Consider the following 18,334-nt stretch of genomic DNA (forward strand, 5'->3'; position numbering starts at 1 on the left):
CTCATGGACCCGGCGAACAGCGGGGGAAGGAGGATCCTCCCCCCGCTCGTCCGTCAGGATGCCGGCGAGTAGTTGTACAGGTTCGGGACCGCCTGCTGGACCTGGGGCACCAGCGTGATCTTGTCGTTGCTGTAGTACAGCTGGTTCACGCGGTAGAACGGGGCGAACCACGCCTCGTCGGTCACGTACTGGTTGACCTTCTGCGCGAGCACGCCGCTCTGGTCGCCACCGGTCTGCACGGCGTCGATGTCGGCCTGCAGCTCGGCGCTCGTCGTCTGGAACGGGTTGTAGGCGGCATCCGTCGCGATCATCTGACGGATCGCGACCCACGGCTCACCCTGGAAGATGCTGAACCACGCCACGGGGAACTTGGCCGCGATGATGTCAGCGACATAGGTGTCGAACGGCGCGGTCGCCAGGTTCACCGTGATGCCGATATCGGCGAGCTGTTGCTTGACCATCGCCATGATCGACTCGGTGTCGGCGATCAGCGGGATCGTGATGCTGAACCCGTCGGCGTAGCCCGCCTCGGCGAGCAGCTCCTTGGCCTTCTCAGGGTCGTACGCGTACGCGTCGTCGAGCTCGGGGATGTAGGCGTCGGTCGTCTTGCCGAAGACCTGCGCGGTGACCTCGCCCTCGTCGAACTGCAGCTCCTTGAGCATCGTGGCCCGGTCGAACGCGTAGTTGATGGCCTGACGCACCCGCACATCGGCGAGCTCAGGCGCGATGGCGCCATCACGATCGAAGAGCAGCAGCCCCTGCCAGTCGACGGGGTAGGTCGTCTTCGTCAGACCCGCGTTGTCCGCCTGAGCGGCCGTCGTCGGGTCGAGCAGGACACCGTCGACCTGCCCCGAGACGATGGCGTTCACGCGCGCGGTCGTGTCCGACAGGACCTTGAAGACGACCTTGCCGAACTTCTGCGCGTCCTTGTTCCAGTAGTCGTCGTTGACCGTGAAGGTGAACTGCGAGCCGTTGACGGTGCCCGAGGCATCCAGCACATACGGGCCCGAGCCGACCGGCATCGTCTTGATCTCTTCGGTGCCGAGCGCCTCGGGGCTGCCCATGAAGCCGGCCGCTTGGCTGAGGTAGTACGTCATCGCCGGATCGGCGGCGGTCAGGGTGATGTCGATCGTGTCGTCGTCGACCACGGCGACGGACTCGATGGACTTCGCCTGGTTGGCATCCGGCCCGTTCGCCTCCATGAAGTGGTCGAGGTTGGCCTTGGCCGCTGCCGCGTCGAAGACGGCGCCGTCGGTGAAGGTGACGTCGGTGCGCAGGTCGAGCGTGAGAACGGTGTTGTCGTCGTTGTAGGTCCAGTCCGTCGCGAGCATCGGCGCGAGGGTGCCGTCGGGCTCGCGCAGGATCAGCGTGTCGTACACCGCCTGGTAGATCGGCATCTGGTGCCCGAGATGCGCCTGTGCCGGGTCGAACGAGGTGACGTTGACGACGGATCCCAGGGTCAGGGTGCCGCCGGCGGATGCACCGTCGGTGGCGTCGGCGCCACCGGCCGAGCCGGACGCACAGCCGGTGAGCACGAGGGCTCCGGCGACGACGACGGCCGACAGGGCCGTCAGGGGACGAAACGACATTGTTCTCTCCTTGAAAGAGTTCTCGACAGTGAGCTGCAACCGGTTGCGATTACGGGACAGCCCGCCGGTCACTGAGAGCAACCATAGAGCGGATTTGATCTGGTCGCAACCGATTGCCACATCGTGATCTTTCCGAGATCTGAACCGCGGATCCACGCCGAATACCCCCTGCGTTCGGCAGAACGCAGGGGGTCGGGGCTCGCGCACTCAGCTGCGCTCGGCGAAGGCCCCCTCGGCGCGGATCCGCGCGTTGAGCTCGTCCAGGTAGCGGGCTTCATCGAAGTCGACCATGTCGACCTCCTCACCCGTCCACGCCGACAGGTGCATCGCGTTCGCGAGGCGGACGCCGTTGATGCCGTCGGGCCCAGGAGCGATCAGCGGAGTGCCGTCGAGCACGTTCGCGGCGAAGTTCTCGAGGACCGTCGCGTGCTGCAGACCCCATACCGACTCGTACTCCTTCACCTCCGTCGAGTAGTACTTGTCGGCGTCGAGCTGGCCCATGAACAGCTTCATGACGTCGTCCATCGTCATGTCCTTCGACAGCACCTGCTCGGCCTCGCGCAGACGCGTGATGGTGACGGTCTTCGAGTTGTCGACGACGATCTTGCCCTTATCGAACAGGATCTCCAGGCGGTCGGTGCCGACGAGGTCGTGCGTCGCCGTCATGAAGTGGCCGGTCGCGCCGTCGCCGAAGTCGACGATCGCGTTGACCTCGTCTTCGACGGCGATGTTCCGGCGGAAGCCGAAACCGAGCTTCGCGAACGCCGCGCGCGGCACACCGCACAGCCACTGCCACAGGTCGAGCTGGTGCGGCGCCTGGTTCACCAGCACGCCGCCGCCTTCGCCGCCCCACGTGGCACGCCAGTCGGACTGCTCGTAGTAGCCCTGCGGACGCCACCAGTTCGTGATGATCCACGACGTGTGCCGCAGCGCGCCGAGCTCACCCGAGTCGATGAGCTGCTTCAGGTCGATGTAGAGCGGGTTCGTGCGCTGGTTGAAGAAGACCCCGAACGTGAGCTCGGGCTTCGAGGCGGCATAGTCGATGACCTCGCGCGCCTGCGCCGTGTACACACCGACCGGCTTCTCGAGCAGCGCGTGCACGCCGCGGCTGAGGGCGGCGATGCCCATCTCGGGGTGCAGGTAGTGCGGGACGCACGTCACGATGGCATCCACGTCGCCCGACTCGATCATCGCGATGTAGTCCTCGTAGAACGGGACACTGAACTCGTCGGCCTTCGCCTTCTTGGACGCGTCGATATCGGCGATCGCACCGATCTGCATGTTCGGCACCTTGCCCTCTGTGAGCAGGCCCGCGTACATGCCGCCTTCGGCGCCGAGGCCGATGATGCCCAGGCGCACCTTCTTGTCCGTCATTGGAGTTCTCCGTTTCGTTTCAGCTGTGCGGTCTGCTCCGGGTAGGAGCGCTCGTAGACCTCGTGGATGATGTCGACCACGCGCGCACCGTCGGCCGGGGTGATCCAGAAGGGATCCACCTCGCCCAGGCGCGCGTAGAAGTCGGTGATGAGCCGCTCGTGCGAGACGCCCCAGTAGGCGCGTTCGCCGGTGGCGACGCTGTCGTCGGCGACCGTCTCGGTACGACCGTCGGCGTAGCTGACGACGAGGTTCTCGCGCAGGCTCAACTGGCCGTTCTCGGCGACGATGTCGACCGTGATGGGCGCGTTGGTCGCGTGCGTGTTGGTCGCGTAGAAGCCCGAGCGGATGCCCCCGTCGTGCGTCAGCGTCAGCTCGGCAGTGTCTTCGACCTCGATCGGGAGTACACGGGTGGACGCGGTGCCGGTGACCGAGACGACGGGGCCGACGAGCCAGCGCAGCAGGTCGAGGGTGTGGATGGCCTGGTTCATGAGCAGCCCTCCTCCCCCGCCCGCCCACGTGCCGCGCCACGGCGCAGCCTCGTAGTATGCCGCCGTGCGATGCCAGATCACGGTCGCCGCAGCACCCGTGATCGCACCGAGCGCGCCGGAATCGAGCAGCTGCTTGGCCGCCCTCACCGGGGTGTTGTACCGGTTCTGGAAGCAGACCGCGATCTTCGCACTGCTACGCGCGGCGGCCGCCTCGACCGCCGCCGCCTGCCGTGGGTCGCGCGCGACGGGCTTTTCGACGATGACGTGGATGCCGGCATCCAACGCGTCGATCGCGGCGGCCGCGTGCTCGGAGTGCGGGGTCGTGATGTGCACGACGTCGGGCTGGGCGCCCGCGAACAGTGCCTGGTGCGACGCATAGGCGGGAACGCCGAGGCGTTCGGATGCCGCGGCGGCGCGGTCGGGGTCGGTGTCGCACACGGCGACGAGTTCGACGTCGTCGAGCGCATCGATCGCCGCCAGGTGCAGGCTCGAGATGTCGCCGAGCCCGATGATCGCCGCGCGCACGCTCATCGCGTCGTCACTCCGGCCTGCGCGAGCAGGCCCGCGAACGCGCGGGCAGCGTGCCCGAACGCGACGGGTCCGGAGAATCCGCCGAGGGCGTGAGCCTCATCGAGATGGGGCTCGAGCGACGCGTAACCGGCATAGCCGTCAGCGGCGAGCGCCTGGATCGTCTTGAGGACCTGACCGTCGCCCTGGCCGGCGGGGACGACCGTGCCGGTGGCCGCGACGGCATCCTTCACCTGCAGGTAGTCGAGATACGGGCGCAGCTTCGCGAACCCGTCGTCGTGGGGGTGCGCGACGCCGACCTGCACGAAGTTCGCGCTGTCCCAGGCGAGGCGCAGCGCCGGCGAGCCGACCGTCTCGACGAGGTCGAGCACACGCTCGGGCGTGTCACCGTAGATGTCCTTCTCGTTCTCGTGCAGCAGTGTGACCTGCTCGCGCTCGGCCTCGTCGGCGAGGGCGCGCATGCGCACCATCACGTCGTCGCGGGTGCTCTCCACCGGTACGCCTTCGCCGCGGAAGAACGAGAAGATGCGGATGCTGGGGGTCTGCAGCGCGTGCGCGACGCGGATGATGCGGCGCAGCCGCGCGACCTCGAGGTCGGCATCGAGCGACACGTCCACCTTGCCGATCGGCGAGGCGACTGCCGAGACGCCCATGCCGGCATCGGTCAGGAGCTTTGCGAGCTCGGCGAGCTGCTCGTCGTCGAGGTCGACGACGTTCACTCCCCACGCACTTCGCACCTCGATGTGCTGCGCGCCGAGCGCCTTCAGCACCGCGATCTGCACCCGAGGGTCAGGATCGATCTCATCGCCGAACCCGGAGAGGGTCCAGGTCACCGTCGTGTCAGCCATTGACTTCCGCCTTTGCTTGTTCGCAGCCTTGGGAACCTTGCACCGGCAAGGGAACACGGCCAGTGTAGGCAGGTTTCCCCCGTCTTGCAACCGGTTGCCGCCAACTCGATATCGAAGCATCGCATCCTCCGACGCGACCGCACACCACGCGTCGATGACATTTTGGCAACCGATTGACAAACGGACGAGCATCCCGCAGAATGGCTCTATCGATCCCGCTGACGAAATCGAGGGCAACATCATGGTCGATCTGTCACAAGCCCCCTTCCACCTGGACGCCGAGGCCATCGCCTGGGTCGAGCGCACGATCGACTCGCTGACACCCGAAGAGAAGATCGGGCAGCTGTTCATCAACCTCAACGTCTCGTTCGACGAGGGCTACCTCGACTCGGTGATCTCCCGCGGCGTCGGCGGTATCCGGTTCATGGGCGCAGACTCCGCCACCGTGCAGCAGCACATCCGCTACGCGCAGTCGAACTCGAAGGTTCCGCTGCTGGTCGCCTCCAACCCCGAGATGGGCGGCGCGGGCAGCATCAACGACGGCACGCTCGTCACGACCCACCTCGGCGCGGGCTCGAGCCCCGACCCCGACGACGCGTACCGGCTCGGACTCGTCGGCGGGCGTGAGACCGCCGCGATCGGCTGCAACTGGGCGTTCGCGCCGATCGTCGACATCCACCGCAACTGGCGCAACACCGTCATCAGCACGCGTTCGTTCGGCGACAACGCCGACATCGTCATCGAGCGCGCGAAGCGCTACTTCGACGGCCTGAGCGAGACCGGCTCGGCCGCCGCCATGAAGCACTTCCCCGGTGACGGCATCGACGAGCGCGACCAGCACGTCGTCACGACGTACAACACACTCGGCTACGACGAGTGGAACGAGACCTACGGCCGCGTCTATCGCGAGCTGATCGCGCACGGCGTGCAGTCGATCATGATCGGCCACATCGGCGCCCCGGCCCTCTCGAAGCACTTCCGGCCGGAGATGACGGATGCCGAGGTGCTGCCCGCGACCCTCGCACCCGAGCTGCTGCAAGACCTGCTCCGCGGCGAGCTCGGCTTCAACGGCCTCATCCTCACCGACGCGTCGTCGATGATCGGCATGACGCAGGCCATGAAACGCAGCGACGCGGTACCGGCCGCGATCGCCGCCGGCTGCGACATGTTCCTGTTCTTCCGCAACCCCGACGAAGACCTCGAGTACCTCCGCCGCGGCATCGAGTCGGGCGTCGTCACGCAGGAGCGCCTGCACGAGGCCCTCACCCGGATCCTCGGTTTGAAGGCATCCCTCGGCCTGCACACGACACCGCGCGACCAGCTCGTGCCCCCTGTCGAAGCACTCTCGGTGATCGGCAGCGACGAGCACCACGCGATCGCGGCGGAGGTCTCCGACCGCGTCGTGACCCTCATCAAGGACACCGAGGGCAACCTGCCCCTGCGCCCCGAGACGCACCGCCGCATCCGGCTGTACGGCATCACGGGTCATTCTGACTTCACCGGCACCGACCCGAGCGGCTACCTCGACGTCGCCCGCGAAGAACTCGAGCGCGCCGGCTTCGAGGTGCATGTGTTCAAGAACGCCCTGCAGCGTCAGGCCGAGGGCGAAGAGGGCGTGTACTTCCACACCGTCATGCTTGACGAGGCATCCGCCGCCTATCCCGAGAAGTACGACGCCGCGATCGTGTTCGCCAACGTCGCCGGCTTCGCCCAGGAGGCGACCGTCCGCATCCGCTGGTCGACGCCGATGGCCGCCGAGATCCCCTGGTACGTCACCGAGGTGCCCACCGTGTTCGTCTCGCTGCAGCAGCCGAACCACCTCGTCGACGTGCCGATGGTCAAGACGATGATCCACGCGCACTCCCCCTCGCGCGAGGCCATCCACGCCGCCGTCGACAAGATCACGGGGGCATCCGCCTTCACCGGCACCTTCAACGACAACGTGTGGTGCGGCGAGATCTGGGGTACCCGACTGTGACCCTCACCTCGCCGACCACCTCCTCCCGCAAGGAAGCATCCATGGAACTGCACTCCGACCCCGACCGCCTGCTGCCGGTCGACCCGCGCACGCGTGACATCGCCCGCGGACTCTACGAGTCCGTCGCGAAGCTGCCGATCATCTCGCCGCACGGGCACGTCGACCCGCACCTCCTGCTCGATGACGAGGCGTTCCCGAACCCGACAGAACTGCTGCTGCGCTACGACCACTACGTCACCCGCCTGCTGCACGCCCAGGGCATCGCGCTGAACGACCTCACCGTGCCCGACCGCAGCGGCATCGCCCCCACGGCTGACCCCCGCGCGGCGTGGCGCCGGTTCTGCGAGAACTGGCACCTGTTCGCCGGCACGGCATCGGGCTATTGGCTGCGCCACGAGTTCACCGAGCTGTTCGGCCTCACCGAGCAGCCGAGCGCCGACAACGCGGATGCCCTGTACGACCGCATCGCCGACGTGCTCGCCCGCCCCGACTTCCGCCCCCGCGCGCTGTTCGACCAGTTCAGCATTGAGTTCCTCGCGACGACCGACGACCCGCTCGACGACCTCGCCCCGCACCGGGCACTCGCCGCCGACGCATCCTTCACAGGCCGGGTCGCACCGACGTTCCGCCCCGACGCGTACCTGAACCCCGCGAACCCCGCCTTCATCGGCAACGTCGAGCGCCTCGCCGCGTGGAGCGGTTCGGCCGTCGACGACTACGCCGGCTACATCGACGCCCTCGAAGCGCGCCGCGCGCACTTCGTCGCGAACGGCGCCGTCTCGGCCGACCACGGCGTGCTGCAGCCGCTCACGTTCGAGCTCGACCCCGCAGAGGCCGCATCGCTGTACAAGCGCGCCGCGCGCGGTGACCTGACCGATGCCGAGAGCACGGTCTTCCAGGGCCACATGCTGCTCGAGTCGGCCCGGATGTCGGTCGCCGACGGCCTCGTCATGACGGTGCACCCTGGCGTGTCCCGCAACCACAACGACGAGACGTTCGAGCGGTTCGGCCCCGACACCGGCCACGACATCCCCGTCGCGACGACGTACGTCGAGGCCCTCCGGCCGCTGCTGCAGCGCTACGGCAACATCCCCGACTTCCACCTCGTGCTGTTCAGCGTCGACGAGACGTCGTACTCGCGTGAGATCGCACCGCTGGCCGGCTTTTACCAGAGCCTGTACATCGGGGCACCGTGGTGGTTCCTGGATGCCCCGGACGCCGTGCTGCGCTTCCGTGCCGCCGTGACCGAGACCGCCGGCTTCTACCGCAGCTCGGGCTTCATCGACGACACCCGCGCGTTCCTGTCGATCCCGGCTCGCCACGACATGGCCCGCCGCCTCGACTCGGCATTCCTCGCGCGCCTGGTCGCCGAGGGACGCGTCGACGAGCCGATGGCCCGTCGCATCGCCGTCGACCTCGTCGACGCCCTGCCCCGAAAGGTGTTCAAGCTGTGACCGTCACGACCGCTCCCGCCCTCAGCCGCAGCGCCGTCTTCGGCGACACCGCCACCGTCGCGCCGCGAATCGTCCACCTCGGCCTCGGCGCCTTCCACCGGGCCCACCAGGCCTGGTTCACGGCGCACGCCGCCGACGGCGCGGACTGGACGATCGCGGCTTTCACCGGCCGCGGACCGCGTGCCGCCGAAGAGCTCACCGCGCAGGACGGCCTGTACACGCTCATCGAGCGCTCCGTCGACGGTGACCGCGCCGAGATCATGTCGGTGATCGTCGAGGCGAACCGCGCCGACGACGTCGCACGGCTCAAGGAACTGCTGTCGTCGCCCGAGACGGCGCTGGTGACCCTCACCATCACCGAGCCCGCGTACCGACTGACACCCGACGGGACCCCCGATCTCACCGACGCGGCAGTGCTCGCCGACATCCGCGCGCTGCGCGACGGGCGCGACCCCGAGACCGCGCTCGGTCGCCTGCTCGCGGGTCTCGCCGCGCGCCGCGCCGCCGGCGCCGGCCGCATCGCCGTCGTGCCGTGCGACAACATCCCCGACAACGGGCCGCTCGTGCGCACCGGCGTGCGGGGCCTGGCCGAAGCCGTCGACGCCGAGCTCGCCGACTGGATCCGCGCCGAGGTGTCGTTCGTGTCGACGTCGGTCGACCGCATCACACCGCGCACGACGGATGCCGACCGTGAGACCGCCGAGGCCCTGACCGGAATGCATGATCTCTCCCCCGTGGTCACCGAGCCGTTCGCCGACTGGGTGCTCTCGGGCGACTTCCCGGCCGGCCGGCCGCAGTGGGAGACGGCGGGAGCGCGCATCGTCGACGACATCGAGCCGTACGAGCGCCGCAAGCTGTGGCTGCTCAACGGCGCACACAGTCTGCTCGCGTACACGGGCATCCTGCGCGGACACACGACTGTCGCAGAAGCCATGGCCGACCCCGACCTGCGCGCGTGGGTCGACGAGCTGTGGGATGAAGCGGCGGCGCACCTGCCGGCATCCCTCGGTCTTGCCGACTATCGGGTCGCCCTCGCCGCCCGCTTCGACAACGCGCAGATCGCTCACCAGCTGTCACAAATCGCAATGGAGGGCGCGACCAAGCTCGCCGTCCGCGCCGCCCCGGTTCTGCGGGCTGAACTCGCTGCCGGGCGACCCGGAACGGCGTCGCTGCGGCCCATCGCGGCGTGGATCCGGCTGGTAGAGTCGGGAACTGAGATCACCGACGCCAAGGGCGCCGAGATCGCGGCAGCGCTGCAGACCACCGATTCGACTCGGGCGCTTCTTGCGCTGGTCGATCCGGGGTTGGCGACGGACGATATTGTCGCTGCCGTGCGCACGTTCCCAGCCCAGGAGGAAAAATGACCGCCACCGCCAATATCGGAGTCGTCGGCCTTGCCGTCATGGGCTCGAATCTCGCCCGCAACCTCGCGTCGCGCGAAGGGAACACGGTCGCCGTGTTCAACCGGTCGCGCTCCAAGACCGACGAGCTGCTCGCCGAGCACCCCGAGGCCGAGTTCGTCCCCGCGTTCTCGTACGAGGAGTTCGCCGCGAACCTGCAGAAGCCGCGCACCGCGATCATCATGGTCAAGGCCGGTGGCCCGACCGACGCCGTCATCGAATCGCTGATGGACGTCTTCGAGCCCGGCGACATCATCATCGACGGCGGCAACAGCCTGTTCACCGACACGATCCGCCGCGAGAAGGCCGTCCGCGAGGCGGGCTTCAACTTCGTCGGCATGGGTGTCTCGGGCGGTGAGGAGGGCGCCCTCCTCGGCCCCTCGCTCATGCCCGGCGGCCCCGACGAGGCGTGGGTCACGCTCGGCCCGATCCTGCGTTCGATCGCGGCGGTCGCCGAGGGCGAGCCGTGCGTCACGCACGTCGGCCACGACGGCGCCGGTCACTTCGTGAAGATGGTGCACAACGGCATCGAGTACGCCGACATGCAGCTGATCGCCGAGGCGTACGACCTCATCCGTCGCGGCACGGGCAAGACGCCCGCCGAGATCGCCGACATCTTCGCCGAGTGGAACAAGGGCGAGCTCGAGAGCTACCTCATCGAGATCACCGCCGAGGTGCTGCGGCAGACGGATGCCTCGACGGGCAAGCCGCTCGTCGACGTCATCGTCGACGCCGCCGGCGCGAAGGGCACGGGCGCCTGGACGGTGCAGACGGCCCTCGACCTGGGCGTGCCCGTGTCGGGCATCGCCGAGGCGACGTTCGCCCGGTCGCTGTCGAGCCACCGCGAGCAGCGCGACGTCTCAGGTGGCCTGCCCGGACCCTCGAGCGAGGACTTCACCGTCGCCGACGCCGACGCGTTCGTCGAGCAGGTGCGCCTGGCCCTCTACGCCTCGAAGATCGTCGCGTACTCGCAGGGCTTCGACGAGATCCGCGCCGGTGCCGCGCAGTACGGCTGGACGATCGACCTCGGTGCGATCAGCCGCATCTGGCGCGGTGGCTGCATCATCCGCGCGCAGTTCCTCAACCGCATCGCCGACGCGTACGCCGCGGAGCCCGAGCTGCCGGTGCTGCTGAGCGCGCCGTACTTCGTCGAGGCCCTCGGCCGCGCGCAGGACGCGTGGCGTCAGATCGTCGCGACCTCTGCCGCATCGGGCATCCCCGCCCCGGCGTTCTCGTCGTCGCTCGCGTACTACGACGGCCTGCGCGCCGACCGCCTGCCGGCGGCGCTCATCCAAGGCCAGCGCGACTTCTTCGGCGCGCACACCTACAAGCGCATCGACAAGGACGGCACCTTCCACACGCTGTGGTCGGGCGACCGCACCGAGATCGAGGCCGAAGACACCCACTGACGCCAGGGTCTGCGTTCGAGGAGCGCAAGTGGCTCGGCTTTCTGCCGAATGACAGCCATTTGCGCTCCTCGAACGTCTACAGCCAGTCGTTGCGCTTGAAGATGAGGTAGAGCCCCGCGCTGACGGCGACCATAAGGCCGATCGCGAACGGGTAGCCCCACGTCCAGCTGAGCTCGGGCATGTTGTGGAAGTTCATGCCGTACACGCCCGCGACGAGCGTCGGCGCGAACCCGATCGCGGCCCACGATGAGATCTTCTTGACCTGATCGTTCTGCTGGATGCTCTGCTGGGTCATGCGCTCCATGGCCTCGTTGCGCCGCTGGTCGAGGAGCGTCGCGTGCACCGTCAGGGCGGCATCCAACGTCTGCCGGAACGCCGCGACGCGGGCGTCGACATACTGCGCGCGGTCGGTGATCTCGTGGAACGCGGGCACCGCGACACCGTGCGGTCGAGCCTGCACGAGATGCTCCAGCCGCTCGAGCATCGACTCCAGCGGCGCCGTCGCGTGGCGCAGGTCGATGACCTCGCGCTGCAGGGCGAAGATGCGGTGCGAGACGCCCTCGTCGTCACCGAAGAGCTGTTCCTCGATCTCGTCGATGTCGTGCTCGACGCCGTCCAGCACGTCGCGGTAGCCGCGCGTGACGAACTCGAACATCGCCCACAGCACACCGTACGGTCCCTTGCGGATGACCTCGGGATGCTCGTCGAGCTTGCCCCGCAGCTGCTCGAGGTCGACTGCGCCGTCCGGCGAGATGACGATCAGCACGTCGTCGCCGACGACGATGTCGACCTCGTGGCATTCGACGGTCTCGGCCGCGTCGTCGTACTGCGCCGGCTGCAGCGCGAGGTACAAATGGTCGCCGAAGTGGTCGAGCTTGGAGCGCTGGTTGGTGCGGACCATGGATGCCACACCGAGTGGCGCGAGCCCGAACGTATCGGCGAGGGTCTTCAGGTCGTCGCCGCCCGGCCGCGTCAGCGACACCATGAGCATGCCACCCACCGCCCGCGTCGCCGCGAGCGCCTCGGGCAGGTTCTGGACGACGGGCCGCGCGAGCCCGTCCAGGTAGAGAACACAGTGCGGCACGGCCATGGGCTCACCCTATGACCGTGCCGCACCGGCGGCGATCCGCCGCGCCCGCTCAGCGCGTGATGTCGCGGATCGTGCCCTTGTCCAGGCGCAGACGGCGCCGCGCCCGCTTCGCGACGGCGGAGTCGTGCGTCACCATGACGAGGGTCAGGCCCTCGGCGTTCAGCCGCTCGAGCACCGCGAGGATCTCATCGCGCATCGACTCATCGAGGTTTCCCGTCGGCTCGTCGGCGAGCAGCACGCGCGGGCGCTTCGCGATCGCCCGCGCGATCGCGACGCGCTGCTGCTGACCGCCCGAGAGCTCGCCCGGGCGGTGGTCGCCGCGGTCGGACAGTCCGACGTGCTCGAGCGCCTCGCGCACCCGGGTCTCACGCTCGGCGGCATCCAGCCCGAGGGGCTCCAGGCCCATCGAGACGTTCTCGGCCGCCGTGAGCGTCGGGATCAGGTTGAAAGCCTGGAAGACGAACCCGATCTCGCGCGCCCGCACCTGCTCGAGCACCTTCGCGGAGGCCTTGGCAAGGTCGGTGTCGCCGATCATCACGTGGCCGCTCGTGGGCACGTCGAGCGCGCCGAGCAGCTGCAGCAGCGTCGACTTGCCGCCGCCGGTCGGCCCCTGGATCGTGACGAAGTCACCCGTCGCGATCTCGACGTCGACGCCCTTGAGCGCCTGCACGACACGGCCCTTCTGCTGGTAGGTCTTCGTCACCCCGGCCAGGCGGTACGCCGGCACGGTCGGGGCGCTCGTGGCATCCGCCACGGACTCGTCGATCATGGTCATCTCTGTCTCCTTGAGGGTGTCGTTGTCGGATGTCGCGCTCACGCGACCGCTCGCAGTGCTTCAGCGGGGCTCAGCTTCGCGGCGCGCCAGCCGCCGAACGCTCCGGCGACGAGGCCGCCGGCGACAGCCAGCAGCAGGGCCGCCACGATGATCCACACCGACAGCGGCGCGTTGAGCACGATGTCGGTCGCGGTCTGCGCCGTGGTGCCGAAGCCGCCACCGCCCACCGCGCCGCCCATGCCGCCGCCCTGGCCGGGACCACCGGTCGTCGCCGCGGGCGCCGACGAGATCGTCGGCGAGACGAGGTTGATCACGACGATGCCGATGAGGCCCAGGACGACACCGGCGATGCCGCCGATGAAGGCCTGCACGACCGACTCCCCCGCGACCTGTCCGACGACGCGCGAGTTCGACCAGCCGATCGCCTTCAAGGTGCCGAGCTCACGCGTGCGGCGCGTGATGCCCGAGATCGTCAGCAGCACCGCGAGGGCGACCGCGACGACGAGCACGATGATCGACAGCCACGTGCCGAGGTTCGTGATGAGCGAGCTGGCGCTGGAGAGCGAACCTGAGACGGTCGAGGCGAGGTCAGACTGCGAGCTCACCGTGGCATCCGGCAGCGCCGCTTCGAGCGCGGTCTGCACCGACGAGATCGCATCGCTCGAGGATGCCTGCACGTAGACGGTCGAGACGACGTCGCCCGCGCCGGAGAGGTCCTGGGCGACATCCAGCGGGATGTACACGTTCGACGCGGTGTCAGCGTCGGAGGATGCCGAGGCGACGATGCCGACGATCTCGAAGTCGGTGCCGCCGACGTTGATGGTGTCACCGACGGCGAGGTCGACGCTGGTCGCGTAGGTCGCGTCGAGCACGGCGACGTAGCTGCCGGCGTCGTCGGTGGTGAGCGCACGGCCGTCGCTGACGCTCACGGCCGACATCGGGCCGACCGAGTCGTCGGCCGCGTCGATGCCGAGCACCGTGAACGAGTCGACACCGAACGAGCCGCCGCCGAAGCCGCCGCCCTGGCCGCCCTGGCCGCCGTCCTGCGGCATCTGGCCGGCCGAACCGTCGGTCGAGCCGTCCGTCGTGCCGCTGTCGGACGGCGCCTGCGGCAGCTCACCCGAGAACGTCATGTTGGTCAGGCTCAGGGCGCCCGAGACGGCCGAGACGCCGTCGATGCCGCTGACGGTGTCGAGCGTCGAGGCATCCAGCGTGCTGCGCCCCATCTCGGTCGTCAGCCGCGACTGGCTGAGGGTCGTCGTGCCGTCGTCCGACGTGGTGCCACCGTCTTCACCGAAGTCGAATTGGCCGCGGTCCTGGCCCGAGCCGGGTTCGGCCTGCGCGCCGGTGACGGTGAGGTCGGTGCCGACGCCGTAGACGGATTCGAGGGCCTTCGCCTGCGCGGCGCTGACGCCGGCCGACAGGGCGTTGACGATGATCACGAGCGCGATGGCGATCGCGAGGCCGATCGCGACGATCGCGGTCTGCTTCTTGCGCCCCGAGAGTTCACGGCGCAGGTAAGTCCAATACATGGTTCTCCTTCTGGCGCACCTGCGCCGACGAATCGACGGTATGGATGGCGTTGATGGAGGACCTCGGCTGCGGTTATGCGCAGGCTATGTCTGCGGCATCCGGATTCATAGGCTGTGCATAGCCCCAGCCATAGATTCTTCACAGGCGGCGCACCACAATGGCCTCATGACCTCACCCGCTGCCACCGCCGCCCTGCGCCGTCCCGACGGCTCCGCCCTTCGCGTCCTCGTCGTCGATGACGAGCAGATGCTGACCGACCTGCTCTCGATGGCACTGCGCATGGAGGGATGGGAGGTGCGCACGGCCGGCTCGGGCTTCGACGCCCTCAACGTCGCCCGCGAGTTCGACCCCGACGCCCTCGTGCTCGACATCATGATGCCCGACCTCGACGGCATGGCCGTGCTGCAGCGTCTGCGCCACTCGGGCAACGATGTGCCGGTGCTGTTCCTCACGGCGAAGGACTCCGTCGCCGACCGCGTCGCGGGCCTGACCGCCGGCGGCGACGACTACGTCACCAAGCCGTTCAGCCTCGAGGAGGTCGTCGCTCGCCTGCGCGGACTCATGCGACGCGCCGGGAGTGCGACGGCGGGCGGCGAGGACCCGATCCTGCGGGTCGGCGAGCTGACCCTCAACGAGGACTCGCACGAAGTCGAGCGCGCCGGCACCGAGATCGAGCTGACGGCGACCGAGTTCGAGCTGCTGCGCTTCCTCATGCGCAACCAGCGCCGCGTCGTCTCGAAGGCGCAGATCCTCGACCGCGTCTGGAACTACGACTTCGGCGGACGCTCGTCGGTCGTGGAGCTGTACATCTCGTACCTGCGCAAGAAGATCGACGCGGGGCGCGAGCCGCTCATCCACACCGTGCGTGGCGTCGGCTACATGATCAAAGCACCGCAGTGAGTGCGGTGACGGATGCCGCGGGGGTTGGTACTGTGTCTCCCTCGGCACGGCGCGGGCGGCGGCGCTGGAGCCTGCAGACCCGGCTGATCGTCACGGTCGTGTCGTTCGTCGCGCTGATCCTCATCGCGGTGGGCTTCGCGACGGGCACGATCCTGCGCTCGATCATGGTCGAGAACTTGGACAACCAGGTCAAGACGACGCCGATCCGGATCTTCCCCGGCGACACCGCCGAGCAGGTGCTCTCGGACGGTCGGCAAGAGCCGGGCACACTGCTGATCCTGAACACCTCGGGTGAGACGACGGGCGCCTATGTGAGTGCCGACTCGACCGTGGTCGCCCTCACCGAGGAGGAGATGGCGAACGTCATCGCCGAGACCACGCACCCCGGCCTCTCGACGATCTCCGTACCCGACCACGGCGAGTTCCGCGTGCTGTACGAGAGCTGGCCGAGCGGCGTGTTCGCGATCGTCGGGCTACCGACCTCTGAGCTCACCTCCACCGTCACCCAGATCCTCACGACGGTGGCGCTCCTCACCGTCGGTGGCCTCCTGCTGCTGTCGGCCGTCGTCGCCTGGGTCATCCGACGGGCCCTGCGCCCTCTGCGGACCGTCGCCGACACGGCGACGCGTGTCTCGGCGCAACCGCTCTCGTCGGGCGAGGTGACGATCAGTGAGCGCGTCCCGGCATCCGCTTCGGATGCCTCGGACGAGATCGGCGCCGTCGGTGCGGCGCTGAACACCCTGCTCGACCACGTCGACGAGTCGCTGACTGCGCGCCAGCGCAACGAAGAGCGCATGCGCGCGTTCGTCGCGGATGCCTCGCACGAGCTGCGCACGCCGCTCGCGGCGATCCGCGGGTACTCCGAACTGTCGCTGCGGGCGATCGGCCAGGCGCAGGCGGCGGGCACCCGCGTCACGAAGACGCAGCTCGCGGTCAGTGCCGAGCAGTCGCAGCAGGGGCTGGAGCGCATCCAGTCCGCGTCACTGCGGATGACGACCCTCGTCGAGGATCTGCTGCTGCTCGCGCGCCTCGATGAGGGCAAGGAGCTCGTGTACGGCGCCGTCGACCTGTCGCGCGTCGTGGTCGATGCCGTGACGGATGCCCAGGTCGCCGGCCCCGACCACGAGTGGATCATCGACGCGCCCGAAGACGCCGTCGTCGTCGCGGGCGATGCGACGCGCCTGCACCAGGTCGTCGCCAACCTGCTGACCAACGCGCGCGTGCACACCCCCGCGGGCACGCACGTGACCGCGAGTGTCGCGGTCGAAGACGGCCACGCGATCGTGCGCGTCGCCGATGACGGCCCCGGAATCGACCCTGCCGTCGCCGACGAGATCTTCGAGCGGTTCTCGCGGGCGGATGCCTCGCGCGCCCGTCAGACCGGCGGCACGGGCCTCGGCCTGTCGATCGCGAAGGCGATCGTGACGGCCCACCACGGCACCATCACGGTCGACAGCGAACCCGGCGCGACGGTGTTCGAGATCCGCATCCCCGCCCGCCCCGCCGACCCGGAGGTCGCGGAGGCGTGAGGGTGGCGCTGGGGTGGGGCATCCCACCTCGCTCTGGGAGTCGCGTGGTGCGGTCACCACTCGCGCGCTGCGATTCGGGTGGCGCCGCGGACCAGCTCAACACCCGTAAGCTGGTCCAGCGCGACACCTGGAATGGCGCGCTGAAATCGAGGTGGCGCCACGGACCAGCTCAGCCGCGTTGATCTAGTCGGGAACGCCACCCAAATGGCTTTTCATCCCCTCCTCCACAATGGGCCCCGCGGCGAAACTCTCCACATTTGGCCCACCTGCCGCCCCATGGACCGCCCGCCCGCGCCAGAGTGACGGGATGCCCACGTCACCGAGACCCCTCAACGCCGGACTCGGCGAGAGCTTCAGTGCCGCCGCGGCGCGGTCTGCGGGGCATCCGAAGAGTCGGCTCCGCGCGCGCGATCTCGAGAGTCCCTACCGGGGCGTCCACCGTCGCGTTTCACAGCCGGAGTCGCACGACGACGAACCATTCGCGCGGGATCGCGCCGAGCGCACCCGCATCCTGCGCGACGCGGATGCCTATTTTCAGGTGGCACCTGAGCACGCATTCCTCGCCGGTCGCTCGGCCGCCGCGGTGTGGCGCCTGTTCTGCGCCGTCGGTGAGGAACTGTGCATCGGAGTCTTTGCCCCGCACCGGGCGCCGAGACGCCCTGGCATCCGCGGTGTGAAGGTCGCACCACACCTCGCGAGCATCCGTGTCGTCGACGGACTGCGAGTGACGAGCCCCGCGACGACGTGGGCGATGCTCGGCGGCGAGCTGTCGCACCGGGATCTCGTCGCCGCGGGCGACGCGATCGTGCGCATCCCGCGCGGGGCGGGTGGGCGCAGGCATCCGGAAGAGCAGCTTGCGACGGTGGAACAGCTCGAAGCTGCGGCGGTCGCTCGGGGAAGGAAGCATCGTCCGGCACTTCTGCGTGCGCTCGCCGACATACGGATCGGGAGCATGTCACCCGGCGAGACCGACTATCGGCTGGCCGCCGCGGCGGCGGGGCTCCCGGAGCCTGCGCTCGATCAGGAGATTCGCGACGCCGCAGGGCGCCTTCTCGGAGTATCGGAGATCGTCTACCCCGACTACAAGACCGTCGTCGAGATCGAGGGCGACCACCACCGCACGAGCCGCGCCCAGTGGTTGCGCGACCTTCGCAAGTACGCGGACTACGCGCGCGAGGGCTACGAAGTGGTCCGCCTCACGGCGCGCCAGGGTGCCGGCGCCGAAGGGGCGACGCTCGTGCGCGAAGCGCTCACGCGGCGCGGGTGGCAAGGGTAGTGCCCGCGCGCAGCCCAAGTGGCGCGCGCGACCAGTCTCTGTGTGGCGCGCCCGACGAGCTCGATGCCCTTGAGCTAGTCCGCGGCGCCACCTCCATGTAGGCCAGCAAATCTGGGTGGCACGCGGGACCAGCTCAGCACCCCTGAACTGGTCCCCAGCGCCA

Annotated in this window: 14 protein-coding genes; 7 read left to right on the forward strand and 7 right to left on the reverse strand. The window is 68.9% G+C overall.

Going from position 1 to position 18,334, the window contains the following annotated elements; genetic code table 11:
• Positions 1-53: 53 nt before the first annotated feature.
• From BGO46_RS02040 to BGO46_RS02055, 4 genes are all read right to left on the reverse strand, one after another.
• The gene (locus BGO46_RS02040) at positions 54-1,589 is read right to left on the reverse strand and encodes an ABC transporter substrate-binding protein (RefSeq protein ID WP_292677724.1); all 1,536 of its coding nucleotides are present in this window, start codon (positions 1,587-1,589) and stop codon (positions 54-56) included.
• Positions 1,590-1,796: 207 nt separating this feature from the next.
• Positions 1,797-2,963, reverse strand: a complete 1,167-nt coding sequence (locus BGO46_RS02045; RefSeq protein ID WP_292677722.1) for a Gfo/Idh/MocA family oxidoreductase — start codon at positions 2,961-2,963, stop codon at positions 1,797-1,799.
• Complete coding sequence (locus BGO46_RS02050) at positions 2,960-3,982, reverse strand: Gfo/Idh/MocA family oxidoreductase (RefSeq protein WP_292677720.1); 1,023 nt, start codon at positions 3,980-3,982, stop codon at positions 2,960-2,962. The genes BGO46_RS02045 and BGO46_RS02050 overlap by 4 nt, the downstream gene beginning before the upstream one ends.
• Positions 3,979-4,827: a sugar phosphate isomerase/epimerase family protein gene (locus tag BGO46_RS02055; protein ID WP_292677718.1), complete on the reverse strand. Its 849-nt coding sequence runs from the start codon at positions 4,825-4,827 to the stop codon at positions 3,979-3,981. The genes BGO46_RS02050 and BGO46_RS02055 overlap by 4 nt, the downstream gene beginning before the upstream one ends.
• A 241-nt stretch (positions 4,828-5,068) precedes the next feature.
• Between BGO46_RS02055 and BGO46_RS02060 the strand changes: the two genes are divergently transcribed.
• Genes BGO46_RS02060 through gndA form a run of 4 tightly spaced genes read left to right on the forward strand, consistent with a single transcriptional unit; the run spans position 5,069 to position 11,068 of the window.
• Positions 5,069-6,805, forward strand: coding sequence for a glycoside hydrolase family 3 N-terminal domain-containing protein (locus tag BGO46_RS02060; protein WP_292677716.1), 1,737 nt, complete (start codon positions 5,069-5,071; stop codon positions 6,803-6,805).
• A 41-nt stretch (positions 6,806-6,846) separates the two neighbouring features.
• Positions 6,847-8,259 carry a glucuronate isomerase gene (gene uxaC / locus BGO46_RS02065; RefSeq protein WP_292677714.1) on the forward strand — a complete coding sequence of 471 codons (1,413 nt, stop codon included), beginning with the start codon at positions 6,847-6,849 and terminating at the stop codon, positions 8,257-8,259.
• Positions 8,256-9,623, forward strand: coding sequence for a mannitol dehydrogenase family protein (locus BGO46_RS02070; RefSeq protein ID WP_292677712.1), 1,368 nt, complete (start codon positions 8,256-8,258; stop codon positions 9,621-9,623). Before uxaC ends, BGO46_RS02070 begins: the two co-directional genes overlap by 4 nt.
• On the forward strand, positions 9,620-11,068 hold the full coding sequence (gene gndA / locus BGO46_RS02075) for an NADP-dependent phosphogluconate dehydrogenase (RefSeq protein WP_292677710.1): 1,449 nt from the start codon (positions 9,620-9,622) through the stop codon (positions 11,066-11,068). Before BGO46_RS02070 ends, gndA begins: the two co-directional genes overlap by 4 nt.
• 76 nt (positions 11,069-11,144) lie before the next feature.
• Here the strand turns inward: gndA and BGO46_RS02080 are convergent, their stop codons facing one another.
• The 3 genes from BGO46_RS02080 to BGO46_RS02090 are packed head-to-tail and all read right to left on the reverse strand — an operon-like array spanning position 11,145 to position 14,465.
• Positions 11,145-12,158 carry a magnesium and cobalt transport protein CorA gene (locus BGO46_RS02080; RefSeq protein ID WP_292677708.1) on the reverse strand — a complete coding sequence of 338 codons (1,014 nt, stop codon included), beginning with the start codon at positions 12,156-12,158 and terminating at the stop codon, positions 11,145-11,147.
• Positions 12,159-12,207: 49 nt separating this feature from the next.
• Positions 12,208-12,933: an ABC transporter ATP-binding protein gene (locus BGO46_RS02085; protein WP_292677706.1), complete on the reverse strand. Its 726-nt coding sequence runs from the start codon at positions 12,931-12,933 to the stop codon at positions 12,208-12,210.
• Positions 12,934-12,971: 38 nt separating this feature from the next.
• Positions 12,972-14,465 (reverse strand): ABC transporter permease, encoded by a 1,494-nt coding sequence (locus BGO46_RS02090; RefSeq protein WP_292677704.1) that lies wholly within the window; start codon positions 14,463-14,465, stop codon positions 12,972-12,974.
• Positions 14,466-14,631: 166 nt separating this feature from the next.
• Between BGO46_RS02090 and BGO46_RS02095 the strand changes: the two genes are divergently transcribed.
• The 3 genes from BGO46_RS02095 to BGO46_RS02105 all read left to right on the forward strand — a co-directional run bounded on the left by BGO46_RS02095 (position 14,632) and on the right by BGO46_RS02105 (position 18,171).
• Positions 14,632-15,366 (forward strand): response regulator transcription factor, encoded by a 735-nt coding sequence (locus tag BGO46_RS02095; protein ID WP_292677702.1) that lies wholly within the window; start codon positions 14,632-14,634, stop codon positions 15,364-15,366.
• Between the two features lie 32 nt (positions 15,367-15,398).
• Positions 15,399-16,895, forward strand: a complete 1,497-nt coding sequence (locus tag BGO46_RS02100) for a HAMP domain-containing sensor histidine kinase (protein ID WP_292677700.1) — start codon at positions 15,399-15,401, stop codon at positions 16,893-16,895.
• Between the two features lie 307 nt (positions 16,896-17,202).
• Positions 17,203-18,171: a hypothetical protein gene (locus tag BGO46_RS02105; RefSeq protein WP_292677698.1), complete on the forward strand. Its 969-nt coding sequence runs from the start codon at positions 17,203-17,205 to the stop codon at positions 18,169-18,171.
• The last annotated feature ends 163 nt before the right edge of the window (positions 18,172-18,334 follow it).

It is taken from the genome of Microbacterium sp. 70-16 (assembly GCF_001898315.1).
Classification (GTDB): domain Bacteria; phylum Actinomycetota; class Actinomycetes; order Actinomycetales; family Microbacteriaceae; genus Microbacterium.